20 protein-coding genes are annotated in these 23,857 nt (G+C 61.8%); 13 read left to right on the forward strand and 7 right to left on the reverse strand.

The genetic code is table 11. The features are described 5' to 3' along the window. Positions 1-30: 30 nt before the first annotated feature. The gene (locus tag PQR67_RS12770) at positions 31-2,484 is read left to right on the forward strand and encodes a glycogen/starch/alpha-glucan phosphorylase (RefSeq protein WP_408459111.1); all 2,454 of its coding nucleotides are present in this window, start codon (positions 31-33) and stop codon (positions 2,482-2,484) included. 95 nt (positions 2,485-2,579) lie between these two features. On the opposite strand, the gene PQR67_RS12775 is transcribed toward PQR67_RS12770, so the two are convergent. The 4 genes from PQR67_RS12775 to PQR67_RS12790 all read right to left on the reverse strand — a co-directional run bounded on the left by PQR67_RS12775 (position 2,580) and on the right by PQR67_RS12790 (position 6,218). Beyond that, on the reverse strand, positions 2,580-3,689 hold the full coding sequence (locus PQR67_RS12775; RefSeq protein WP_408459113.1) for a hypothetical protein: 1,110 nt from the start codon (positions 3,687-3,689) through the stop codon (positions 2,580-2,582). A gap of 262 nt (positions 3,690-3,951) precedes the next feature. Beyond that, the gene (locus PQR67_RS12780) at positions 3,952-4,305 is read right to left on the reverse strand and encodes a hypothetical protein (RefSeq protein ID WP_408459116.1); all 354 of its coding nucleotides are present in this window, start codon (positions 4,303-4,305) and stop codon (positions 3,952-3,954) included. A gap of 144 nt (positions 4,306-4,449) precedes the next feature. Continuing rightward, on the reverse strand, positions 4,450-4,839 hold the full coding sequence (locus PQR67_RS12785; RefSeq protein ID WP_408459118.1) for a DUF6232 family protein: 390 nt from the start codon (positions 4,837-4,839) through the stop codon (positions 4,450-4,452). Positions 4,840-5,054: 215 nt separating this feature from the next. Then, the gene (locus PQR67_RS12790) at positions 5,055-6,218 is read right to left on the reverse strand and encodes a porin (protein WP_408459120.1); all 1,164 of its coding nucleotides are present in this window, start codon (positions 6,216-6,218) and stop codon (positions 5,055-5,057) included. Positions 6,219-6,517: 299 nt separating this feature from the next. On the opposite strand from PQR67_RS12790, the gene PQR67_RS12795 reads away from it, so the two are divergent. After that, positions 6,518-7,324: a MetQ/NlpA family ABC transporter substrate-binding protein gene (locus PQR67_RS12795; protein WP_408459122.1), complete on the forward strand. Its 807-nt coding sequence runs from the start codon at positions 6,518-6,520 to the stop codon at positions 7,322-7,324. A gap of 81 nt (positions 7,325-7,405) precedes the next feature. Here the strand turns inward: PQR67_RS12795 and PQR67_RS12800 are convergent, their stop codons facing one another. Next, complete coding sequence (locus tag PQR67_RS12800; protein ID WP_408459125.1) at positions 7,406-8,521, reverse strand: succinylglutamate desuccinylase/aspartoacylase family protein; 1,116 nt, start codon at positions 8,519-8,521, stop codon at positions 7,406-7,408. Between the two features lie 284 nt (positions 8,522-8,805). Next, the gene (locus PQR67_RS12805) at positions 8,806-9,588 is read right to left on the reverse strand and encodes an ABC transporter substrate-binding protein (RefSeq protein WP_408459126.1); all 783 of its coding nucleotides are present in this window, start codon (positions 9,586-9,588) and stop codon (positions 8,806-8,808) included. 747 nt (positions 9,589-10,335) lie between these two features. On the opposite strand from PQR67_RS12805, the gene PQR67_RS12810 reads away from it, so the two are divergent. Further along, positions 10,336-11,484, forward strand: a complete 1,149-nt coding sequence (locus PQR67_RS12810) for an ABC transporter substrate-binding protein (protein ID WP_408459128.1) — start codon at positions 10,336-10,338, stop codon at positions 11,482-11,484. Continuing rightward, positions 11,484-13,289: a diguanylate cyclase domain-containing protein gene (locus PQR67_RS12815; protein ID WP_408459131.1), complete on the forward strand. Its 1,806-nt coding sequence runs from the start codon at positions 11,484-11,486 to the stop codon at positions 13,287-13,289. Before PQR67_RS12810 ends, PQR67_RS12815 begins: the two co-directional genes overlap by 1 nt. 33 nt (positions 13,290-13,322) lie before the next feature. Here PQR67_RS12815 and PQR67_RS12820 read toward each other — a convergent pair whose 3' ends face one another. Beyond that, entirely contained in the window at positions 13,323-14,813 is a 1,491-nt protein-coding gene (locus PQR67_RS12820; protein ID WP_408459134.1) for a mannitol dehydrogenase family protein, read from the reverse strand. Between the two features lie 238 nt (positions 14,814-15,051). On the opposite strand from PQR67_RS12820, the gene manD reads away from it, so the two are divergent. From manD to PQR67_RS12865, 9 genes are all read left to right on the forward strand, one after another. After that, the gene (gene manD / locus PQR67_RS12825) at positions 15,052-16,260 is read left to right on the forward strand and encodes a D-mannonate dehydratase ManD (RefSeq protein WP_408459137.1); all 1,209 of its coding nucleotides are present in this window, start codon (positions 15,052-15,054) and stop codon (positions 16,258-16,260) included. 46 nt (positions 16,261-16,306) lie between these two features. Further along, positions 16,307-17,710, forward strand: coding sequence for an MFS transporter (locus tag PQR67_RS12830; RefSeq protein ID WP_408459139.1), 1,404 nt, complete (start codon positions 16,307-16,309; stop codon positions 17,708-17,710). Between the two features lie 31 nt (positions 17,711-17,741). Then, positions 17,742-18,788, forward strand: a complete 1,047-nt coding sequence (locus PQR67_RS12835) for an L-idonate 5-dehydrogenase (protein WP_408459141.1) — start codon at positions 17,742-17,744, stop codon at positions 18,786-18,788. Positions 18,789-18,896: 108 nt separating this feature from the next. Beyond that, on the forward strand, positions 18,897-20,189 hold the full coding sequence (locus PQR67_RS12840; RefSeq protein WP_408459143.1) for an MFS transporter: 1,293 nt from the start codon (positions 18,897-18,899) through the stop codon (positions 20,187-20,189). A gap of 81 nt (positions 20,190-20,270) precedes the next feature. Next, positions 20,271-21,104 (forward strand): GntR family transcriptional regulator, encoded by an 834-nt coding sequence (locus PQR67_RS12845; protein ID WP_408459146.1) that lies wholly within the window; start codon positions 20,271-20,273, stop codon positions 21,102-21,104. Positions 21,105-21,396: 292 nt separating this feature from the next. Beyond that, positions 21,397-21,705: a hypothetical protein gene (locus tag PQR67_RS12850; RefSeq protein WP_408459338.1), complete on the forward strand. Its 309-nt coding sequence runs from the start codon at positions 21,397-21,399 to the stop codon at positions 21,703-21,705. Positions 21,706-21,719: 14 nt separating this feature from the next. Then, positions 21,720-22,070, forward strand: coding sequence for a hypothetical protein (locus tag PQR67_RS12855; protein ID WP_408459148.1), 351 nt, complete (start codon positions 21,720-21,722; stop codon positions 22,068-22,070). 97 nt (positions 22,071-22,167) lie between these two features. Continuing rightward, positions 22,168-22,635, forward strand: a complete 468-nt coding sequence (locus PQR67_RS12860; protein ID WP_408459151.1) for a lytic transglycosylase domain-containing protein — start codon at positions 22,168-22,170, stop codon at positions 22,633-22,635. A 168-nt stretch (positions 22,636-22,803) separates the two neighbouring features. Beyond that, positions 22,804-23,814 carry a lysylphosphatidylglycerol synthase transmembrane domain-containing protein gene (locus tag PQR67_RS12865; protein ID WP_408459154.1) on the forward strand — a complete coding sequence of 337 codons (1,011 nt, stop codon included), beginning with the start codon at positions 22,804-22,806 and terminating at the stop codon, positions 23,812-23,814. Positions 23,815-23,857: the final 43 nt, after the last annotated feature.

Below are 23,857 nucleotides of genomic sequence, written 5' to 3' on the forward strand. Positions count from 1 at the left end.
ATGTCGCGTCGTTTTTTCCCGGAGGCTTCGATGACAGCCGTCGATCTGGAATTCGACCAGCTCAACAGTACCGTCGACGCGCTACGGCGCTCAATTTCCAATCGCATGATGTACGGCGTCGGCAAGGACGCCGTCACCGCTCACCCGCATGACTGGCTGCACGCCGCCGCACTCGCCGTGCGCGACCGGCTGGTCGCGCGCTGGATGAAGACCACGCGCCTGCAGTACGAACAGGACGTCAAGCGGGTCTACTACCTGTCGATGGAATTCCTGATTGGCCGCACGTTTACGAACGCGTTGCTCGCGCTCGGCATCCACGATCAGATGAAGGAAGCGCTCGCGGGTCTCGGCGTCGATATGGAGATGCTGGTCAATATCGAGCCGGACGCGGCTCTCGGCAACGGCGGCCTCGGGCGGCTCGCGGCCTGTTTTCTCGATTCGATGGCCACGCTCGGCATTCCGGGTTTCGGTTACGGTATCCGCTACGAATACGGCATGTTCCGTCAGGAGATCGTCAACGGCGAGCAGGTGGAGGCGCCGGACTACTGGCTGCGCGCGGGCAATCCGTGGGAGTTTCCGCGGCCCGAGATCAAATACATGGTGCACTTCGGCGGGCGCACGGTGCAGCGTGGCGAGCACGTCGAGTGGATCGACACCCAGCATGTGAACGCCACAGCCTACGACACGGTGATTCCCGGTTACGCGACCAGTGCGACGAACACGCTGCGCCTGTGGTCCGCGCGCGCCACCGAAGAGCTCGACCTGGGCGCATTCAATCGCGGCGACTACCGTAACGCGGTCGATACCAAGAACATGTCCGAGAACGTGTCGCGGCTGCTCTATCCGGACGATTCGACGCCGGCTGGCCGCGAGCTTCGGCTTCGTCAGGAATACTTCTTTGTTTCAGCGACGATGCAGGATCTGATTCGCCGCTATCAGCGTACGCACAGCACCTTTGGGCGCTTCTCCGAAAAGGTCGCGGTGCATCTGAACGACACGCACCCGGTGCTGGCGATTCCGGAGTTGATGCGTTTGCTGGTGGATGTACATCACCAGCCGTGGGACAAGGCCTGGCAGCATGTCACCAGAATCTTCTCGTACACGAACCACACCTTGATGCCTGAGGCGCTCGAAACGTGGGACGTCGAACTGCTCGCGCGGCTTTTGCCGCGGCATCTGGAGATCATCTTCGAGATCAATGCGGGGTTTCTCAAACATGTCAGCGAGCAATCGGGACATGACGGCGAAATGATCCGCCGTATCTCGCTGGTCGACGAATATGGCCAGCGGCGTGTGCGCATGGCGTATCTGGCGATCGTCGCGAGCCACAAGGTGAATGGCGTATCCAAGCTGCATTCGCAACTGATGACGCGCGATATTTTCGCCGACTTCGCGCGCATCTATCCCGAGCGGTTTACCAACGTCACCAACGGCATCACGCCGCGGCGCTGGCTGGCGCAGGCGAGTCCCGCGCTGTCGTCGCTGATCGATCAGCAGATCGGCAGGCATTGGCGCAGCGACCTGTTCGAGCTGGAAAAACTGCGCGCGTTGCGCAGCGACAGCGCGTTCGTCGACGCCTTTCATGAAGCGAAGCGGCAGAATAAACTGCGGCTCGTTCAGCGGCTCGCGCAACACACGAAACTGCACTTCGATCCCGACGCGTTGTTCGACCTTCAGGTCAAACGCATTCACGAATATAAGCGGCAGTTGCTCAACGTGCTGCACGTGATCGTGCGCTATAACCAGATTCGCGCGAATCCTGAGCGAGATTGGGTGCCCCGTGTGGTGATGTTCGCCGGCAAGGCCGCGTCCGCGTATCGCATGGCGAAGACGATCATCAAGCTGATCGGCGACGTCAGCGAGAAGGTCAATCACGATCCGTTGATTGGCGATCGCCTCAAAGTGGTATTCGTGCCGAACTACGGCGTGAGTGTGGCTGAGTTGATCATTCCAGCAGCCGATCTGTCGGAGCAGATTTCGACGGCCGGCACCGAAGCATCGGGCACCGGCAACATGAAACTCGCGCTGAACGGCGCATTGACGATCGGCACGATGGACGGCGCCAACATCGAGATCTGCGATGCGGTGGGGCGCGAGAATATCTTTATCTTCGGCCATACCGCGGACGAAGTGGACAGCCTGCGCGCGGCGGGCTACCGGCCACGGCAACTGTACGAGGAGAATCCGGAACTACGCATGGCCCTCGACCAGATTCGCACGGGCTTCTTCTCGCCGGACGATCCGCTGCGCTTCCTGGACATCTTCCACACATTGGTGGATTGGGGCGATCACTATATGGTGCTCGCCGATTTTGCCGCGTTTGCGAAAGCGCAGGACGAGGTGGATGCGCGTTTCGTCGACAAACGCGCGTGGACCGAGAGCGCGATCGAGAACGTTGCGGGCATGGGGCAGTTTTCGTCGGATCGTACTATTGGCGAATATGCGCGCAACATCTGGCACGTGAATTCGCTCAATATGGAGTGACACGGGTGCGGTATTGGCGCCTGCTCAAATGCGTACTTAAATAAGAAAAGGCCGTGCGATTTTTTCGCACGGCCTTTTTTATCGATCGATGACTATCACGGGGCGAATCGTTCGGTCTCCTGTGCGGCATGCAAACCGAACTGCGCGTGTGGGAAATCGAACAGCACGTCGATGTTCTGCATCGCCATCAAGCCGACCACGATGCGATTCGCTTCCGGCTTCACCTTGACGATCGTGACTTGCGCTTTCTCGTAACGGTGCACCCATGAACCCGCGCCGATGGCCGTCTCATAGTTGCCCTGGTCGAGCACGTTGCCCACGTCGCCGTCACCGGTCCAGTTAGGCGCCTTGTCGGTTTCGATGCGGATCATGCCGGTGCTGCCGGTGGCGAACACCAGCGGCGCGCAGAAGGTCATCTTGCGATCCACATTCACGCAGCCTCGCGGCCATTGCGCCGTGCCTTCTTTCGATACTGTCATCGGCACCATCGTGTAGTCCTTCGTTATGGCGTTCGAGGGACTCAATACCATGTACGGCTTCGCGAAGTTCGAGTGCACCAGATATTTTTGACCAATGTTACCGGGTAATGCGCGCAACGGTTGCGTGTAACCGTTGTCGTCCGGTTGCGCGGCGCCGACACCGACGATGCCGGAAAACGCCCAGCCGAATTCGCCGCTGTAGCCGTCCATCCCGACACACTTCCTGGCGTTCGGCAGGCAGCGCACGACGTCGACCGCTTGTGCGGCGATCGGCGTTGGCGTGGTGCCGGCCACGCTAAACGGTACCTTGACCGCCGAACCGAGAATTTCCACGCCATTCGGGAATGACAACGACGTCACACCGCCGGCGCTTGGGTAGTTCGAACCGGGCAGCACCGATTTCAACACCCGCGTGCCTTGTGTTCCGGTATCGAGCGCCATGTAGACCGGCTTGCCGTCGAGCTGGACCGGCAGACCGAGGCGTGCGTGATCTTCATCCGCACGCTCCACGTGCAGCGGAATCAGCAGACCGTCGTTGCCGCCGTTGATCAGCGTGGCCTGGGGGGCAGGCGGTGCGGGAGTGGGGAAGGTGACGGCGCAGCCGGTCAGTGCGGCGAGCGCACCGGCCGCGAGCAGCGCCGCTGCGGCTGAGCGACCAGATTGAAGACAAAGACGAAAACGAGGACCGGCATGCCGGCGGGCGGCATCGAGAGACGACAGGAACATAGGATCACGCTTTGCAAAAAGGCGGGTCCCTGGCGAAGGCGATGCATGGTGAGCTGCAGGTTGGACAACTCGAACAGCACTGGCGGCAATCTCACTGGATTGCCGCGGCGTGGGCGGGGAAACCGGGACGCTTGGGGGGCCTGCGGGAGGGAACACGCGATAAGAGGAGCGGCGACTCTACACGGCCACTCGCTGGCAATTGCAAAGATGTGTAAAGGTCTGAGGGCGGCTAGCAAGTCGCCCGTGCAAGCATTGATCTATGTCAATAGACGCGTGGGCGGCGGATCACGGTGGCTTGCGCGCGACCGAGCGTGGCGCGATCGAGGGTGGCTGTCAGCAGGCTGATCACGTCGTCGAGTGAGCGCGAGGTGACTTCGACACGAAAAGTCACGCGCTCATGCTGCTGATCGACGGTAACGACGTAGAGACGCAGATCGTCGCCGAGCGCGGTATGCAACGCGCGCCGTCCCTCTGCCGACGACGTGCCGGGCACGATGACGTCGATGATAACGAGCGGGACGACGATATGCGTACGGCGGGGAGTGTGTGATTCGCGCGGTACACGGGATGCACGAGGTGCGGAGATTTCAGACGTTGCTACGGACGTGAGCATCATGATTGCGCCGATTCGGCGAGGCGGCGCGCGTTGTTGACACCCAACCACTCTAGCGGCGCGCGCCTCAACGGGGCGCAAAAGCTGCCGCGTCGAGAATCAAAATTGTGTTAACGCGGCGCGTGGCGTTTTGCGCACCGCCGCCACTCAGGCCTTTGGCGCCGCAGCGGCTGCCTTTGCCTCATGTACGGCCCCGGCGACGCGCTCGACGAACTCGCGGTCGGTGCTCATGAGCGCTTCACGCAAGCCATTCCCGGTCTGCACCATCAACCGGTGCGTGATGTCCTGAGTCGCCCACGTGAGCCAGCCGACCACGATCAGCATCGTGCCGCAGACCATGCCGACGGGGGAGCGCAATATCCCGCCGACAATAGCGCCCACGAGTCCGAGCACTGAGATCGTGTACGGCAGGACTTTGTTCTTCTGCACGGTGATGACCTGCACGTCGACGATGTCGCGCAGCGGAAAGACCTGGCCGGCCGACGAGAGTGCGTTACGCGTGACCGACACGCCGCGGTCATTGAAAGGGGTATCCATCGGGTCCAATGCAAGCGATAGCAAAGGGCGCAGCGTACCAGATGCGGCGGCAGCGCTGGAAGTGGCCGGGCAGCGCCAGACAGCGCTACATCAACACGGGTGCCGGAAAGTGGCCCAAAAACCGGCCCCCCAAAAGAAAAACGCCCCGCAGGGCGTTTTCCGGAACCTCAGGACGGCAAGGAACGTGGGCTCCTCGCCGATAAGGCAAGACTCGTTTAGAACTTGTGACGGATACCGACGCGGAATGCCAGCTGGTTGTCCGAACCCGTGCCCGATGAGTTGAAGTAGCTCGTGCTCGAACCGATCTGCGCTTGCAGATTCGTCTTGCCGACCTGGCCGGCAGCGATCTGGTAGATACCCAGTGCATACACGTCCGTACGCTTGCTCAGCGCGTAGTCGACGCTCAGGTCCGCCTGGTTCCAGTGACCCGTGTTGGCGCCGCTCAGGTGCATGTACGTGTAGCCTGCACCCGCCGTCAGCGCCGGCGTGAAGGCGTACTTCGCGCCGGCTTCGTACGCGGCGAACGTGGTCGAGCCGCCCGTGATCGGAGCGAAGCGCGTGTTCGTGTACAAGGCCCACAGCGTAGCCGCGCCGATCGAGTAACGGCCGCCGACACCGACCGTGCGCAGATCACGGATGGTGCCCGTGGTCACGTTGGCGAGACCGGTCGAGAACGCCGGGGTTGCCTGGCTCGGGAAACGGATGTCCGTGTACGCTGCGCCGACGCCGAACGGGCCGTTTGCGTAGTTCACACCGAGGCTGTATGCGCGCGACGAACCTGCGACCGGTGCTGCGGTCGTGCCGGTTGTCGGTGCGCCTGCGAATGCGCCAGCCTGGTTCGAGAAGCCGTACATTGCGCCGAAGGTCAGGCCCGCGAAATTCGCGCTGCTGAACTTGACTGCGTTGTTGATGCGGCTCGAGGTCAGCTGGTCGACGTCGTTGATGTGGTAAGCGTAGTTACCCGCGACGGTTTGGCCACCCGTCGAGTAGTTGCCGCCCAGATAGTCCGTCGAGAACGAATACTGGCGACCAAACGTCAGCGAACCGACGTTGTTCTGCGACAGGCCGACATAGGCCTGACGGCCGAACAGCGCGCCGCCCTGGCCGAGCGTGCCGTTGCCGCTGTTAAAGCCGCTTTCCAATACGAACAGTGCCTTCAGGCCGCCACCGAGGTCTTCGGTGCCGCGCAGGCCCCAACGGCTACCCGATGCCACGCCGTCGTCGTACTTGAAGAGGTTGTCGTGACCGGTGGCGGTCTTCGAGTTGTTCACGTAGCTGATACCGGCATCGATCAAGCCATACAGCGTGACGCTGCTTTGCGCGTGAGCGGCGCTGGCGAAGACGGCGAGAGTAGCGGCGGTCAATACTTTCTTGTTCAAGACTTTCTCCGATTAAAAAATTAAGCGATCGCGGCGCCATGCTCTTTGGTTAGGTCGTGCGATGGGCCGAAATTTAAGCGAAGGCAGAGTAAGGTATGTGACAGGTTCGGTAATTTTCAAAACTGTCGCGCCGGCGCGACACTCATCTATCTTTGCGAGTTGGAATCACGCGAGGCCCCTGGTTCATAAGCATTTCCCCGATCGCACATATAAGCGTGTGAAAAACGATTGGTTTTCGGGGGCGTCGGCGGCGTGCGACGATCCGCGTCTACTAATCAGAATTGCTCGAGGGCACACGCATGCAACGCCGCAAAATCATCCAGAATCTGCTCGCTATCGCCGCCGTTTCACTCACGGCAACGTTTGCGCATGCCGACGACAAACAACTCAAGATCGGCACGATGAGCGGCCCGGACGCGCAGATCTGGTCGGTCGTGACCAAGGTCGCGGCGCGCGAGGGGCTGAATGTGAAGGTGATCGAATTTAACGATTACGTGCAGCCGAACGCGGCACTCGATGCCGGTGACCTCGACGCCAACGGTTTTCAGCACCAGCCGTTTCTCGACAGCCAGATCAGGCAGCGCGGCTACAAGATCGTCAACGTCGGCCTGACCTACGTTTCGCCGATGGGCTTCTATTCGAACAAGCTCAAATCGCTGAAGGACTTGCCGGAAGGCGCGAAGGTCGGCATCCAGAACGATCCGTCGAATGGCAACCGCGCGCTGCTGCTGTTGCAAAAGTACGGCGTGATCAAACTGAAGCCGGGCGCCGGCACGAACGGCGTCAATGCAACGCCGCTCGACGTCGCCGAGAATCCGAAGAAGATCAGGCTGGTGGAACTCGACGCCGCGCAATTGCCGCGCGCGCTCGGCGACCTCGACGCCGCGTCGATCAACACGGACTATGCGGTGAAGGCCGGCTTGCAACCAACCAGAGACGCGATTGCAATCGAAGATCTCAAGGGTCCGTACGCGAATCTGATCGCCGTGCGCGCGCAGGATCGCGACAAACCGTGGGTCAAGAAACTGGTCGCGGCCTACGAATCGGATGAAGTGCGCAAGTACATCGACACGCAATTCAAAGGCGCGATCATTCCGGCCTTCTGAGTAATCAGGTCTCTCGTCACGGACGCGTAAACGCAAATCGCCCGCTGCAATAGCGGGCGATCTGTTTGGCGGACAGAGCCCTCAGTTGCTCAACAACGAACCGCTTCTGAATGCCTTCGCACCGGCAATACGCGCGAATTCCAGCCCGGCTGTCGCGAAGCGCGTCAGATGCCGCGCGTACAGCACGCCGGCCACGCTGCTCTTCAGTGTAACGACGCGATCGGTCAACGGATCGACGATATCGGCGATCTCATGGCCGACATCGACCCAGGTGCCGACTTCGCAGCGGTAAACCAGCACGCCGCTAATCGGCGCGACGATCGGCTCGGTGCCGGCCAACGGCGTTGCGGCGAATTCGAGCGCCGGCAGCGGTGCCGGGGTGCCCTCGATCACGCCGCGCGAGGTCAGATACTCGATGATCGCCTGGGCGTCGCGCTCGGCGTAGTCGTACGACACTTCGCGTTGACCGCGCAGTTCGATCGTGACCGAGACCGAGCCGTTCGGAATCGGGAAACGCTCGCCATAACGGCCGCGCAGATCCGACCAGCAGAAGCTGTGGATTTCGTCGAACGGATTGCCCACCGAATTCAGCGCCAGCAGCGACGCCTTGGCGTCCAGATAGCGGGCGAGCGGCTCGACTTCGGGCCACAGGTCAGGATTCGTGTACAGGTGCATCGCGGCTTCCCAGTCGCAGTGCAGGTCGAGTACCACGTCGGCGTCGCAGGAGAGTTTTTGCAGTGCCAGCCGTTGCGATTCGAGTTCGGTTGCCGGCTTTTGCCCGGCGAGTGCTTCACGCATCGCTGCGCGGATTGCCGTGCGATTGGCGTCGACGTTGTCGGTGAGGCGCGCTTCGATGCCGGGCTGAATGAGCGCCGCCAGTTCGTAGAAATTGCGGTTGAAGTTCTGCGCGGTGTTGGTCTCGAAGCGGCCCGTCAGATGGCCGAGAAAGTGCTGATTCAGACCGATCGGATTGGCCACCGGCACGATCACGACTTCGCCGCGCACCTTGCCTGCGGCCTCCAGCGCGGCGAGCTTGCGGCGCAACGCCCACGAGACCAGCATGCCAGGCAACTCGTCGGCATGCAGCGACGACTGGATGTAAATCTTCTGCCCGCCGCCAGGACCATAGTGAAAACTCGTCAGATTACGGGCGGTGCCGAGCGTCGGGGCAATCAGCGGATGGGTTTGGGTTTGCATGGTTTTCAAATCCGCGCGCAAGTAAGGCGTGCCGCGCTATGTCGTTGATTACAGGAGGAACAGGGTGCTTCATGGCCGGTCATTGGCGGCCCGGTTCGCGGCGCCGCCGTCGCACGATCTTAGCCGATCTGACGCGAAGCGTGGTCTTCTGCGGCGCCGTGCGTGTTTTTGCGCGGTGCGGCAATCAACCTGCAAAGCGCGCCGCCAAACAAAACGGGCTCCGTATGATACGGAGCCCGTTTCCTGCAAGCCGGCAAGCGCGCCGTCAGACGCGCGTGGCTGGCTTAGCTGCCGTACACGTCGAAGTCGAAGTACTTCTTCTCGAGCTTCTTGTACGTACCGTCCTTGATGATGTCGGCGATCGCCTTGTCGACCTTCGCCTTCAGATCGGTGTCTTCCTTGCGCATGCCGATGCCTGCGCCGTTGCCAAGGATCTTCTCGTCGACGATATCCTTGCCTGCGAACTCATAGCCCGCACCGCGCGGCGTCTTCAGGAAGCCGATTTCAGCTTCAACCGCGTCCTGCAGCGACGCGTCAAGACGACCCGACAGCAAGTCCGCGTAGACCTGGTCCTGGTTCTGATACGGCACAACCTTCGCGCCCTTCGGTTCCCAGTAAGTCTTCGCGTAGGTTTCCTGGATCGTGCCTTGCTCGACGCCAACCGCTTTGCCCTTCAGCGATTCAGCCGTCGGCAGGACGCCCGAACCCTTCTTCGTGACGAGGCGCGTCGGCGTGTTGAACAGCTTCGACGAGAAGGCGATCTGTTCAGCGCGTTGCGGCGTCATGGACATCGACGACAGCACGCCGTCGAACTTCTTCGCCTTCAGGGCCGGGATCATGCCGTCGAAGTCGTTTTCGACCCACACGCATTTGGCCTTCAGGCGCGCGCAGATTTCAGTGCCGAGGTCGATGTCGAAGCCCGCGAGCTTGCCATCCGAGCCCTTGGACTCAAACGGGGGATAGCTGGCGTCAACGCCGAAACGGATCGTCGTCCAATCTTTAGCGTGTGCGCCAATCGAGACGGTTGCAAGCAGAGCAACCGTCAAAGCCGCTAGCAGTTTTTTCACTGTTTAACTCCTCGGTGGTAGTTCAAATACTCCCGTATGCGGTTGTACCGCTGCGGGACGCCTGGTGCGACTTACGACCAGGCTTGGGTTGAAGCTGCCGGCCGGGGCGGCCAGCAGCGCGCGCCAAGCTTATCAGTTCAAAAAGATTGGGTAGCTAGTGAAACACCGGATGGCGGATGGCAATAGCTTTTGGGGCTTGAATGTGGTGGCGATTCGACAGTGTCGCCATGCGTATTGCATTGCCTCAGCGTGCCGCTACGCGCCTTGTAACGATGTCGTAAAGAAGTTGGCTAAGGGGCTAACGGTGGTTAAGGGCGGTAAAGGATGGCAAAGGGTGACCAGCGGTGAAACTTTGCAGATAGTTCGCAGGATGCGTGGTGCGGGCAGAATCGGTATTGAATAGCGTTTATTTTCCGCCGCATATTGCCGATTATTACAATGTTCGCGATTGTTTCAATTGACTGTCAATGAGTTAAAGATTTCGCCTGAACTACCGTTAAATGCAGTTGAGCGCATATGTTAAATTTGTCAAATCGCGTCTGACCGATTGTTTTTCTCGATTGGGCTAGGGCCGGAACCAAAAATGCATTGCTTGGCGCTATTATCAACGCTTTGCACGCCTGCCTTCGCGGTGTGCGAATATATCGGTATCTGTCTGAACAAAGTCATCGAACACAACGTCCGCGGTTAAACGCCGTGCGCCTGTTTGCGTTCGCCTTAATGACATTCTGCTAAGCGGTGTTGTATATGCGAACGATTTCGATGGCAGATGAAATGCGCTGTTTCAAACTATCGCGCGGGCGTCGAATTGCAGTGACGGCGGCGCGCGTGAATTCGCTGCGCTGCCGCGGGTTTTACGCCTTTTTGACGCTGCTGATAAATGCCGCTATCTGCGCCAGCCTTTTGTCGTCAGCACCCGTCGCGGCCGCCGGCAAAGTTTTGCGTGTACTGGCATGGCCCGGTTATGCGGACGCCGACGTCGTCAAGACGTTCGAAGCGCGCTACAACGCGAAGGTCGAAGTCACCTGGGTCGATTCCGATGAGGCGCTATGGACGCAGATGCATGCCCAGGATACGCCGCCGTTCGACGTGCTGGCGGCCAACACTGCCGAAATCGAGCGCTATACCCACGCGAATCTGCTGGCGCCGCTCGATCTGGCCAGTTTGCCGAATACCAGAAAGCAGTTGCCGCGCTTTCAGGCGCTGTCGTCGATTGAAGGGCTGACCTCGGCAGGCAAGGTGTACGCCATTCCATTCACGTATTCGTCGATGGGGCTGATCTATGACCGTAAGCAGATCGCCGTTGCGCCGCGCTCGATGCGCGAATTGTGGAACCCGCGCTACCGCGGCAAGGTTCTGGACTTCAATAGCGCCCAGCATAATTTCTCGTTTACCGCGCTGGCGCTGGGATATCCCCATCCCTTCCAGCTCGATGCCACGCAGATGCGCGTGATCGCTCGCAAACTGGTCGATCTGCGCCGCAACCTGCTGACCTATTACACGCTGCCGGAAGAAGCGACGGCGTACTTCATCCACCATAACGTCGCCTTGATGTTCGGTAACTACGGTACCCAGCAGGTTGAATCGTTGCGCCGCGCCGGCGCCGACGTGGGCTATGTGATCCCCGACGAAGGGGCGCTCGCCTGGCTCGACTGCTGGTCGATGACGCGATCGGCCACGGATCGCCCGCTCGCGCTTGCGTGGATCAACTACATGATCGAACCGGACGTCAGTACGTTATTGACGCAACGTCAGGGGCTCGCCAACACGTTGACGGCGCCGGCGGAAGGCAGCGACCAGGCGCATATCGTCTGGATCGGCCCGGTGGAAGATATTCAGCGCCGCGAGGAACTGTGGAACAGAATCGTGTCTGGCGACAGGTCGGAGCGTTTTTGATGATACGTCCCGGCTTGACGTTCAAGTTATCGATTCTGCTCGCTTGCATTGGCGTGCTCGCCTCCGGCGCGACCGGCTATTACACGTATCGGGCCAACCGTACGATGTTGGTGAACGAGGCCGAACGCAGCCTGCTGACTTCAACGGAGTTGCTGGGTCAGCGCTTTTCCATGGCGATCGACGACGTCGGCGCAGACGCGCTGGTGCTCGCGAGCTTGCCGACTTCAGCGGACGTCGTGCGGACCGACAACGGCATTGGCGCGAATGCGCCGCGCGAACAGTTGGCGAAGGTGTATGCCAGCTTCATGGTTCATCACCCCGAGTATCTGCAAATCCGTCTGATTACCCGCAAGCACTACGGTCTCGAACTGATCCGTTTCGACCGCGATGGGGATGGCCTCGTACGCGTCGCGGGCGACAGCTTGCAGGAAAAAGGCCAGTTCGCGTATGTGTTCGACACGCTGGCGTTCTCGCCCGGGCGTATTTACACCTCGCCGATTTCCGTGAATCACGAGTACGGCACGCATGCCGCCGAGGGCAAACCCACATTGCGGCTTGGCACGCCGGTAGCGGACGCGGGTGGAGCGGTGGTGGGCGTGGTGATTATCGACATTGATCTGAGCCGGCTGCTCAATCGTTTGCAGAGCGATTTGCCGAGCGATTATCAGGTTTATCTCGCCAACGAATGGGGCGATTTCCTGGTCCATCCGGATGCCTCGAAAACATTCGGTTTCGACCGGGGGCGCCGGGTTCTGATGCAGGACAGTTTCTCGGCTACCAAGCCGCTCTTCGATCAGGCCGAAAGCGAAGTTCTGCTGAACGGTCTCGTGCGGCCGCGGCAGGCGGCCGGTCAGGTGCTGGCGTTCGTGCGCAGGCCGTTCGGCGCCTCCGAGGGCAACCGCTTTATCGTGCTCGGCCTCGGCAAGCCGCTCGATCACGTATTGTCCGGCGCGACCCAACTGGGTAACAGAATCATTCGCATGGTGTTGATCTTCAGCGTGCTGGCGCTGTTCCTGGCGATTCTGTTTGCGCGTGCGCTGACCAAACCGTTGCACCTTCTCGCGTATGCAGCGACGCATCTGTTCGCCGAGCACGCAATGGAAACCCTGCCGCTCAAACGTACCGACGAGATCGGCATACTGGCGCGCTGCTTCGATCGTCTGCGCCGGGAAATCAGGTCGCAACTGGATGTACTGCATGCCAAGCAACGCGAACTCGTGCATCTCGCCACGCACGACGGTTTGACCGGCCTGCCAAACCGCATGTTGTTCATGCAGAAACTCGAGATGGCGATCGCGGAAGCGACGCGGCGCGAGGAAGGGGTCGCCGTGCTGTTCGTCGACCTCGACCGCTTCAAGCAGATCAACGACCAGTTCGGCCATTCGGTCGGGGACAAAGTGCTGGCGGCGGTGGCGCACCGGCTCAAGCAGGTGCTCTGCACGGCGGACGTTGCCGCGCGTCTCGGCGGCGATGAGTTCATCGTGCTGATCGAGGGGCCGCGTTCCGCCGAGGTTGCTCCGGGGATTGCTGCGCGGATCATGGGCGCGCTGAACGAAGCATTGATGATCGACGGACAAAGCATGACGGTGGGCGCGAGCATCGGCATCAGCCAGTTTCCCGATGACAGCGCCACGGCGGAGGAACTGCTGCTCAATGCCGACGCGGCGATGTACGCGGCTAAATCGGGCGGACGCTGTGGATATCTGCGCTATCAGGATGTGATCGAGGCGCGCAAGCTGAAACAGGCACAGGAGCAGGCGAGCGAAGGGGCGACGGAAGGCCGTGAAGCGGAGCCGACGGCCTGAAGCGCTGGATGAGGCGCCGATGAAAACCGGCAGTCATTGCGAGGCGGAAATGGCTCCCCGTGCGCCGTTGTCGTGAAGCAACTGCAATGCGTGCCGAAGCGCTTTTCTGAACTCGGGACGGGCCGCCAGATCGGCCGGAAACACCTCGCGCACCGACAACAACGCGTCCATCAACGCCTGCGGCTCGCCATGCGCGGATGCCGCGAGCGCCTTCAATCGACTGGCCAGCGGGTCGCTGATTTCATAGCGCGTGCCGTCGTCGGCGTGGCCGCGTAAAAACATCATCCAGGCCGCTATGGCCAGCGCCAGACGCGCGAACGATCGACCCGCGTCGATCCGCGCCGCAATCGTGGCGAGCAGACGCGGTGGAATCTTCTGGCTGCCGTCCATGGCGATCTGCGCACAACGATGTTTCAGTGCCGGATTCGTATAACGCTCGAGCAATGCGTCCCGATAGGCGGGCAGGTCAAATGACGCAGGCAGGGTCAGCGTCGGCGCGATTTCTTGCGTCATCATCGCGTGAATGAGGTTGCGCATGGCGGGGTGGGCGATCGCTGCGTCGATGGTGTCGAAGCCGCCGAGCATCGACAGATAGGCCAGTGTCGAATGCGTGCCGTTCAGCATGCGCAGCTTCGCCAGTTCGAACGGCGTGACGTCGTCGACGAGTTGCGCGCCGACTGCGTCCCATGCGGGACGTCCCCCCGGAAAATGATCCTCGATCACCCATTGGCGGAACGGCTCGCACGGCACCGGTACGGCATCCTCATAAACGATCGCGTGAGCCACGGCGACGCGTTCCGCGCTGGTGCTGGCCGGCACGATACGGTCGACCATCGTCGATGGAAATGCAACGTGAGCGGCGATCCAGTCGGCCAGCGCAGGATCGACTTGCCGCGCGTATGAACAGACCACCTGGCGTACCGCGGCGCCGTTATGGGAAAGGTTGTCGCACGAAAGAACCGTGAACGGCTGGCCGTTCGCACCGTCGCGCCGCTCGCGCAAGGCCGCGACGAGAATGCCCGGCACCGTGCGCGGCTCGAGCGGATGAGCCAGATCGTGCGCGACGGCGGGATGGTCCAGCGCGACTTCACCCGTTTTCGGGTCCCGGCAATAGCCTTTTTCCGTCACGGTCAGCGAGACGATCCGCACCAGCGGATCCGCGAGGCGCGCAAACAGCGCCGCGCGATCGTGCGGCATGGCCAGCACTTCGCGCAGCGCTCGCACCACGGTCACTTTGGCGCCCTGTGGTCCGCGTTCAACCACGCTATACAGACACTGCTGTTCCATCAGCGCATCGCGCTTGCCGACATCGCCTTGCAGCGTGACGCCGCAAATGCCCCAGTCGCCACCCGCGGCAAGCATGGCCTCTTCTGTATAGAGGGCCTGATGCGCGCGATGAAAGTTGCCAATCCCCAGATGAACGATGCCGATGCGCGGCTCCTGCCATTGCGGCGACAGCAGATGCGTTTTCAGCGTGGGCAGTGCGTGGCGAACGAGGCGAGGCAAGGTGGCTGCAGAAATCATGTCATGAAGTCCATGGTGCGGAACTGGGCAAAAAAAGCCGTGGAACAACGCCGTTCAGCGGGAAAACCCTGATTTGACGTGTCGCTATACTTGTATGGTAGCATCGTTCAAACGGCTTGAGACAGCTTGATGAAGGTGATTTTCCGCTTCAGTTTGTGCTCCAGGCCGACATGAAAAACAGCCGGTCGCATGCCGCCGTTTCACGCGGTTGGCGACTCGCTTCTGCAAGGAAAATGTCATGAAAATCGTTCGCGCCGACGTGATCGTCACGTGCCCGGGCCGCAATTTCGTCACGTTGAAAATCGTCACGGACGAAGGCGTGCACGGCATCGGCGACGCCACGCTGAACGGCCGCGAACTGGCGGTTGCTTCGTACCTGAGAGACCACGTCTGTCCTTTGCTGATCGGGCGCGATCCCGGTCGTATCGAAGACACCTGGCAGTACCTCTACAAAGGCGCGTACTGGCGCCGCGGCCCGGTCACGATGACGGCGATCGCCGCGGTGGACATGGCGTTGTGGGACATTCTCGGCAAGGTCACCGGCATGCCGCTGTACAAGCTGCTCGGCGGCGCCTCGCGAGACGGCGTGATGGTGTACGGCCACGCCACCGGCCGCGACATTCCCGAAGCGCTCGATCGTTACGCGGAACACATCGAAGCCGGCTATCAGGCCATCCGGATTCAATGCGGCGTGCCGAACATGCGCTCGGTGTACGGCGTATCGAAAGGCAGCGGCATGTACGAGCCGGCCACCAAGGGGGCGGTCGAGGAACAGAGCTGGTCGTCGGAGAAGTATCTCGACTTCGTGCCGAAGCTGTTCGAAGCGGTGCGCGACAAGTTCGGCTTCGAGACGCATTTGCTGCATGACGTCCATCACCGTTTGACGCCGATCGAAGCCGCGCGTCTGGGCAAAGCGGTCGAACCGTATCGTCTGTTCTGGATGGAAGACCCAACGCCCGCGGAAAACCAGGCGGGCTTCCGGCTGATTCGCGAACATACGGTCACGCCGATCGCGGTCGGCGAGGTCTTCAACAGCATCTGGGATTGCAAGCAGTTGATCGAAGAGCAGTTGATCGACTATATCCGCGCGACCTTGACCCACGCGGGCGGTATTACGCATCTGCGGCGCATTGCGGATTTTGCTTCGCTCTACCAGGTGCGGACCGGCTGCCACGGGCCGTCGGATCTGTCGCCGGTGTGTATGGGCGCCGCGCTTCACTTCGACTTGTGGGTACCGAATTTCGGCGTTCAGGAGTACATGGGTTTTCCGCAGGAAGCGCTCGATGTATTCCCGCATGCATGGCGCTTCGAGCGCGGCATGATGCATCCCGGCGAAGCGCCGGGCCACGGCGTCGATATCGACGAAGCCGCGGCCGCGCGGTATCCCTACGACCCCGCGTACCTGCCGGTCGCGCGTCTCGAAGACGGAACGCTGTGGAACTGGTGAGCGGATAACGCCTCGCCACCCGAACTAAATAATCATGGAGACACGCGTGAACCCAGCACGTCCGCAAGCCGCCGCGCCGGCCAGCACCGCCATGCTGCGCCGCGTAGCCTTCGCCTCGACCATTGGCACCGCGGCCGAGTACTACGACTTCTTCGTCTACGGCACGGCCGCCGTGCTGGTGTTCGGCCAGAAATTCTTTCCCTCCGCCGACCCGCTGATCGGCACGCTCGCCGCCTTCGCCACCTACGCGGTCGGTTTTCTGGCGCGGCCGCTGGGCGGCATCGTGTTCGGTCATTTCGGCGATCGCGTCGGGCGCAAGAAGGCCTTGATCGTGACGATCCTGATCGTCGGTTTGGGAACGTTCGTGATCGGCCTGCTGCCTGATTATCAGTCGATCGGAATCTGGGCGCCGATTGCGCTGATCGTGATTCGCGTGCTGCAAGGTTTCGGCGTGGGGGGCGAGCAGGCGGGTGCTGTGTTGCTGACGGCGGAATATGCACCGCCTTCACGGCGCGGCTTCTTTGCAAGCCTCGTGCAACTCGGCGCGCCGGCCGGCTTCCTGATTCCGTCGGGTCTGTTCGCGCTGCTCAGCGCGACGTTGACGCCGGCGCAACTGCTCGACTGGGGCTGGCGCATTCCGTTTCTCGCCAGCGCGCTGCTGGTCGCCGTGGGCCTCTATATCCGCTTGCGCACCGAGGAGTCGCCGGTCTTTGCAACGATCCAGCAGACCAAGGCAGTCGCTTCGCGCCCGGTGGTGGAAGTGGTGCGGCAGTTCGGCCCGACGATCGTCAAAGGTGTCGGGGCCAAACTGATCGAGGCCTGCGCCTTTGCGATGTACACGATGATCGTGCTCGCCTACGGCAAGGCACACGGCATCGCCCAAAGCATGCTGCTTGAAACGGTGATCGTCGCGGTCGCGCTCGAGCTCGTGACGATTCCGCTCGCCGGAGCATTGTCCGATCGCATTGGGCGGCGGCCGACCTTTATTGCCGGTGCGTTACTGCACGTGGCGCTGGTGGTGCCGTTCTTCATGGCAATCGACAGCGGCAACCGCGCAGCGATTCAACTCGTGATGATTCTCGCCATTAGCGTGGGCCACAGTCTCTGTTATGCACCGCAAGCGGCGCTGTTCCCCGAACTGTTCCCGGCGCGCGTGCGCTGCAGCGGTATTGCGCTCATCTGGCAGATCGGGTCGTTGCTCGGCAGTGGGGTGCTCGGCCTGCTGGCCGTCAAACTGATTCAGGCCACGCATGGCAACTCGCTCGCATTGATCATTTACGTGGCGGTGCTCGGCATCGTCTCGGCTGTATCGCTCTTTGCGTTGCCGGAAACGGCGCCCTTGCGGCGCGGCGGTGATCTCCACGATTGGAGCGGCGGCGAGCAGTTAGAGACGCAGACGGCAGCGCAAGCATTCCCGTCCCCATCATCTTCTTCTGTCGCGCAGCACTGAGCGCGCGATCTTTGCCACACCGGAGTCCTTCATGCTTGCAGCCGTGCTTCACGAACCCAAACTGATCCGCATCGACGAAGTCGAGCCGCCCGTGCCTGGTCCGGGCCAGGTGCGGGTGCGCGTGCGTGCCGGCGGTATTTGCGGTTCGGATCTGTCGTACTACTTCAAGGGAAAGAGCGGGGACTTCGCCGTGCGCGAGCCGTTCGTGCTCGGACACGAGGTGGCCGGCGAGATCGATTCGCTTGGCGAGGGCATGAGTGCGGAGAGTCGCCTGATGCCAGGACAGCGGGTCGCCGTCAATCCAGGGCTCGCGTGTGGGACGTGCCGTTTCTGCGTCGGCGGGATGCCGAATCATTGTCTGAACATGCGCTTCATGGGCAGTGCATCGACGTTCCCGCACACGCAGGGCATGTTCCGCCAGTACATCGTCGTCGCCGCGCGGCAGTGCGTGCCCGTGCCGGATGGCGTCGATTTTGCGCAGGCGTCGATGGCCGAGCCGCTCGCCGTCGCGTTGCATGCGGTGAAGCAGGCCGGCTCGCTTGTCGGCGCGAGTGTGTTGCTGGTGGGATGCGGGCCGATCGGCTGCATTCTGCTGAGCGTGGCGCGCCGCGCCGGTGCTCATCGCGTGGTCGCACTGGATCTTTCGGATCGCGCGTTGCAGGTCGCGCGGCAACTCGGCGCGGATCAGACCGTCAACGCCACGGATACTGCGACGATCGATCAATGGTCCGCACAACGCGGCACCTTCGACATCGTCATCGAGGCCTCGGGCAGTCCCGCCGGCCTCGATACGGCGCTGCGCGCCGCGCGCGCGGGCGGCACGGTGATTCAGGTAGGTAATCTGCCGGCCGGCCAATCGCCGGTAGCGGCGAACCTCGTGATGTCGAAAGAACTCCGCTATCAAGGCTCGTTTCGCTTCACCAGTGAATACGCCATTGCCGCCGAAGAAATCGCCGCCGGCAAGGTCGACCTGAAACCGCTGATGACGCATGCGTTCGCGATGAGCGAAGCCAACCGTGCGTTCGAGGTGGCACTCGACCGTTCGCAGTCGATGAAGGTGCATCTGAACTTCGACTGAACCTCGACCGAGGGTAAGGCGTTGCGCCTCGCCGCAATGCCTTGCCATCCCAATCAAGCGACTTAAGCTACAAACGCCCACCAAGAGGCGACCCGAAGGAGACACCTGATGATCAAGAGTCAACGCTGGTTCGTTGTCGCGCTACTGTTTCTGGCCGGCGTCATCAATTACCTCGACCGCGCGGCGCTATCGATTGCCGCGCCGCTGATCCAGAAAGACCTGAACTTCTCGCATGCGCAGATGGGCATCGTGTTCAGCAGTTTTTTTATCGGCTATGCGCTGTTCAATTTTGTCGGCGGCGTGCTGTCGGACAAGGTCGGCGCGAAACGCGTATTCGGCACCGCGATGGGCATGTGGTCGATTTTCTGCGGCGCGACCGCGCTGGCAAGCGGCATTGGTTCGCTGATCGTGCTGCGCGTGTTGTTCGGCATGGGCGAAGGTCCGTTCAGTTCGTCCAACAGCAAGATGGTCAACAACTGGTTTCCGCGCAAGGAAGTCGCGAGCGCGATTGGCGTGATCAGTTCGGGCACACCGCTTGGCGGCGCGCTGGCGGGCCCGGTGGTCGGCTTCATGGCGGTGCAGTTCGGCTGGCGCTGGGCTTTTGTTGCGATCATGCTGCTGGGACTCCTGTGGCTCGTCTTCTGGACAGCAACGACGACCGAACACCCGCACGAAAACGCGCGCGTCACGCCTGATGAGATCGAACTCATCCGCGCCGGCCAGACGGATGAACATGCGATCGCGCATTCGGCCGACGGCGAGCGGTTCGGCCTGCGGCACTTCCTGAAGAAGCCGATCATTCTGGCGACGGCCTTCGCATTTTTCTCCTATAACTACGTGCTGTTTTTCTTCCTGTCGTGGTTCCCGACCTATCTGACCGAAGCCCATCACCTGAGTCTGCGCGATATGAGTTTCGCCACCGTGATTCCGTGGCTGCTCGGCAGTATTGGCCTCGCGGCGGGGGGCTTCATCTCGGACTTCATCTTGCGCCTGACGGGCAAGCCGCTGTTGTCGCGCAAGATCGTGCTGGGGAGTTGTCTGAGCGCGGCGGCGGTGTGCGTGGCGCTGGCCGGGCGCGTTGCCAGCACTGAGGGTGCGGTTGCACTGATGTCGGTATCGATCTTCTTCCTGTACGTGACCGGCGCGGTGTACTGGGCCGTGATTCAGGATACCGTGCCGCGCGAACACGTTGGCGGCGTGGGGGGCTTTGTGCACTTGCTGGCTAATCTCGCGGGCGTGATCGGACCGGCGGTGACCGGCTTCATCGTCGAAGCGACGCACGGCAATTACACCAGCGCGTTCGTGCTGGCGGGGGCGATTGCCGTGCTCGGCGCGGTGTGTTCGCTGGTGTGGATTCGCGAGCCGCGCGTGGGGAAGCTGGAGATGAAACGTGCATGGTAGTATGGTGCGGCGCATCTGAGCGGATATTCGTGGTGCGCGGTCTCCCTGCTATTCATTTGCTGCTATTCGTTGTTCCGCCCGATGCCGACCAAGAACCTCCACGCCAGCGCGTCATCTTTCTCCTCCGACGCCACCCCCACGGCGCCCCGCATGCGGCGGCGCGCGAGCGTTCAGTCCGGCGCGCGCGTCGAACTGCCGGACCTGACCGCCAGCGTCTCGTTCGACTCGCATGAGCCGATCGGCAAGCAGATTTTCCGCGCGCTGCGCGAGGCGATTTTCGCCGGTCAGATGGTGCCGGGCACGCCGCTCTCGGAGAAGGAAGTGTCCGACATGTTTCAGGTGTCGCGGCAACCGGTGCGCGAAGCGTTCATCAAGCTGGTCGAAGCGGGCGTGCTTCAGGTATTGCCGCAGCGTGGCACCTTCGTGAAGCGCATTTCGCCGCGCCAGGTGCGGGAAGGGCGTTTCATTCGCGAGGCGATCGAGACGGCGGTGGTGAAGAAGGCTGCCGTGTCGATCACCGACGAGCAGTTGCAGGCCCTTGCCGACAATCTTCGCGACCAGCGGCTCGCGGCGAAATCGAACGACACCGCTGCTTTCCTCGCGCTCGACGAGGCGTTTCATTACGCGATTGCCCGGTCGATCGATTGCACGGCGGCATGGGAAACGATTCAGGACATCAAGGCGCAGATGGATCGCGTGCGCTATCTGAGCATGCCTGACGTGTCGCCGTTCGATCTGCTGATCAGGCAGCACGCGAAGATTCTGGCCGGCCTGCGCGCGCATGACCCGAGCGCCGCGGAAGAGGCGATGCGCAGTCACCTGCGCGAGATTCTGATGTCGCTCGGTCCCATTGCCGAGCGCAATCCAGCATGGTTCGACGCGGACGAACCGGAGCGCGTGCCGCTCTCGACCTGAGCGGACGAACGGTCGTCCGTTCGCTCTCCGGTTTCACAATCCTCAGATGAATAACGTGCCCAAAACACGAGGCAACTTCGCTTCGTTCGGCGCTTCGTCGAGCGCCGAAGCAATCGTTTGCGCCGATCTTGAGGCAACTCTTTTTGATTTGCGCGCGCACGTTTTTGGCCTATCAACTTTTCCTGCGGGCCTGCCGAAAACATCTCTATAGCAACGGGACTGACTGGAGATGGCTGTGAAGCGACAGGTGTGGTTTTTGATTGCCGTTCTAGCCCTGGGCGGATGCGCGCAGATGCCGGCGCAGAATGCCGCGCGCGCAGACAAGGCGCCCAACGAAGTCATCAGCTTCGATATTCCACCGGATGCGCTCGGCGCGCATGACCCGCAACTCACGGCCGTGCTGGCCAAGGCAGGGGCATTGGCCGCCGCGCAACAACAATCCACGGTCGTGCTGGTCACCGCGCTGGGTCAGGATTTCGCATACGTGAACCAGGCGGTGTGGAAGGGCGTGCCGGCGCAACGCATGTCGAAGGTGAGCTTCGAAAATCGAACCGCGGGTCTTGGTCAGCCCTATAGCGTGTCGATCAGGACGGTGCAATGAAGGAGGCCATCGCGATGCTTCGAATCAGCTTACTGATGGCGGCCACATTGCTCGCCGCGCCGGCTTTTGCGGGGCAGCCGGGAACGGACCTGCAGTCGGCCAGTCCGCTTTCCGCGGCGCTTCCCGCGGCGGCGGACAAGGTGTATCCGCCGTTGCCATCGCTGGCGATGCTGCCGCCGTCGAGCGGCAGCGATGATGACTTGCCGGTGAAGCCCGCGCCGCATCGAAAGAAGTCGCGCGCGCCGATGCCGGTGCAGGACCACAGAGGGCCGCCGATGCCGGCTGTGCGGCTCGTCGTGTCCGATGCTTCACATGCTTACCTCGACTCCGTGCAACGGCAGATCGATCAGGCGCTCGTCAAGTAATCCGGCCGGCGCTCGGCCGCCCCCAATTTTCATCGCGATTAATCGTGATCCATCGTGATCCATCGTGATTTATCGCGATCAAGCTGAAGGATGAACCGTGTCCTTGAAAATCTTCTGTTTTGCGCTGGCGTGGCTGTCGATCTCCGGTGCGGCGCACGCCGCCGACGACTGCTTCAACGAGGCCGCTGCTTACCAGGGCGTCAATCCGTGGGTATTGCGCGCCGTCGCGTGGTACGAATCAAAAGGGGACGCGGGCGCGATACATCAGAACGCGAACGGTTCGATCGATGTGGGCCAGTTGCAGATCAATTCGATTCATTTCGGCGATCTCGCGCGGGAGGGGGTGCCGCATCGCGCGTTGACCGATCCGTGTGTGAACGTCTATGTGGCCGCCTGGTTGCTCAAGCAGAAGATGGTCAAGTACGGCAACACCTGGCGCGCGATCGGCGCTTACCATTCGGAAACACCGAAACAACGTGACGCCTACGCTCGTAGCATCCAGCGAGTGCTGGTCGACTGGGGGCAATTGCCATCCGCCGGCCAGCCGCTCATGGCGAGCCGCTAGTCTTTAGTCTTTAGCCGTCAGATAGCCGTTAGCTGCTCGTCAGTCACGAAACCGCAGCGTCGAGTGGTTATCATGAGGCCTCGGACGGCCCCGATTTCACCCGCGAAGCAGCGCTCGCTTGCGTCGCGCGCAGAAGGCAGGGCCTGGCTGGACTTGCTGGGGCTCCCGTTGATCAGATCTCATACGCGTAAAGCGGCAGTGCTGGTGGCGCTTGCCGGTATCGGCCTTGCCGTCGGCGCGCCATTCGCGCTCAATTCGCATGCGGCCCTCGCGGGGCTGGGCGGCGTTTCTCTCTATGTGTTTCTCGCGCTTGCCGCGAGCGCCGCGCTCAGTGGGCTGGCCAAGGCTGGCAAGCTGCATCTGATACAAACCACGCTCGGGTTGCGCGTGAGTTTCCTGCGCACGGTCGGCATTACGTTGCTGGCGGATTTCGCTTTTCTGGTTTCCCCGTTGGGCGCGGCAGGCTATGGCGTCAATATCGGCTTGCTTCAGCGCGCCGGAGCGTCATGGTCGCTGGCGACAACTGTCGTCAGCGCGGATCAGGCGCTCGATCTCGCGTTCTTCGCGACCGCCGTACCCGTCTCCTTGCTGTTTGCTTTCGGACCGCTGATGCAATTGATGCCGCACGCGAGTGCGCCGGTCGTGTGGGCTGTTCTGGCAGGCGGTGTGTGTCTGGCGGGCGTCTGCTGGTTGAATCGTCAGCGTGTGGCGGCGACGCTGGACGCCACGGGTCGGCGGGTCCGATGGGTGAACGAGCGCCGGGCGAGGTTGTCGCGCTTTGTTCGCAGCGTCGGCAGGCAATGGCGGGAACTGGTCGGCGGCCCCAAGTGGCGGCTTGCCGCGCTGCTTGTGCTGACCACCCAGCAGTGGCTGCTTCGCTATGGCGCGCTCTGGTTTATTTTGCGTGAGCTGGGATACCGTCTGCCTTTGGGTTTTATCCTGGCCGTGCAGGCGGTCGCCTTGCATGCCGCGCTGTGGACCGGCGTGCCCGCGGGTGGCGGCACCGGCGATATCGCGCTCGCTGCCGCGTTCGCCAGTTGGGTGCCGCGGGCGAGCATCGCCACGGCGCTGGTACTGTGGCGCTTCGCGACGCTCTACTGTCCGTTGGTGCTCGGCGCGGCGAGTTTCGCCGCGCTTGCAACGAGGGGGCGCAGCGCATTGCCGGCGGCAACGGAATAAGACGTCGAGGCCGGGCGGCTGGAACGTGAGCGCTTCAGCGTGG

It is taken from the genome of Paraburkholderia fungorum (genome assembly GCF_046026025.1).
In the GTDB taxonomy this organism is placed as follows: Bacteria; Pseudomonadota; Gammaproteobacteria; order Burkholderiales; family Burkholderiaceae; genus Paraburkholderia; species Paraburkholderia fungorum_E.

Bases quoted from the DNA above. Each gene is read 5' to 3' on its own strand.
- PQR67_RS12770 (WP_408459111.1), top strand. From the start codon at position 31: ATGACAGCCGTCGATCTGGAATTCGACCAGCTCAACAGTACCGTCGAC.
- PQR67_RS12775 (WP_408459113.1), bottom strand. From the start codon at position 3,689: ATGTTCCTGTCGTCTCTCGATGCCGCCCGCCGGCATGCCGGTCCTCGT.
- PQR67_RS12780 (WP_408459116.1), bottom strand. From the start codon at position 4,305: ATGATGCTCACGTCCGTAGCAACGTCTGAAATCTCCGCACCTCGTGCA.
- PQR67_RS12785 (WP_408459118.1), bottom strand. From the start codon at position 4,839: ATGGATACCCCTTTCAATGACCGCGGCGTGTCGGTCACGCGTAACGCA.
- PQR67_RS12795 (WP_408459122.1), top strand. From the start codon at position 6,518: ATGCAACGCCGCAAAATCATCCAGAATCTGCTCGCTATCGCCGCCGTT.
- PQR67_RS12800 (WP_408459125.1), bottom strand. From the start codon at position 8,521: ATGCAAACCCAAACCCATCCGCTGATTGCCCCGACGCTCGGCACCGCC.
- PQR67_RS12810 (WP_408459128.1), top strand. From the start codon at position 10,336: ATGCGAACGATTTCGATGGCAGATGAAATGCGCTGTTTCAAACTATCG.
- PQR67_RS12815 (WP_408459131.1), top strand. From the start codon at position 11,484: ATGATACGTCCCGGCTTGACGTTCAAGTTATCGATTCTGCTCGCTTGC.
- PQR67_RS12820 (WP_408459134.1), bottom strand. From the start codon at position 14,813: ATGATTTCTGCAGCCACCTTGCCTCGCCTCGTTCGCCACGCACTGCCC.
- manD (WP_408459137.1), top strand. From the start codon at position 15,052: ATGAAAATCGTTCGCGCCGACGTGATCGTCACGTGCCCGGGCCGCAAT.
- PQR67_RS12835 (WP_408459141.1), top strand. From the start codon at position 17,742: ATGCTTGCAGCCGTGCTTCACGAACCCAAACTGATCCGCATCGACGAA.
- PQR67_RS12840 (WP_408459143.1), top strand. From the start codon at position 18,897: ATGATCAAGAGTCAACGCTGGTTCGTTGTCGCGCTACTGTTTCTGGCC.
- PQR67_RS12845 (WP_408459146.1), top strand. From the start codon at position 20,271: ATGCCGACCAAGAACCTCCACGCCAGCGCGTCATCTTTCTCCTCCGAC.
- PQR67_RS12850 (WP_408459338.1), top strand. From the start codon at position 21,397: ATGCCGGCGCAGAATGCCGCGCGCGCAGACAAGGCGCCCAACGAAGTC.
- PQR67_RS12855 (WP_408459148.1), top strand. From the start codon at position 21,720: ATGCTTCGAATCAGCTTACTGATGGCGGCCACATTGCTCGCCGCGCCG.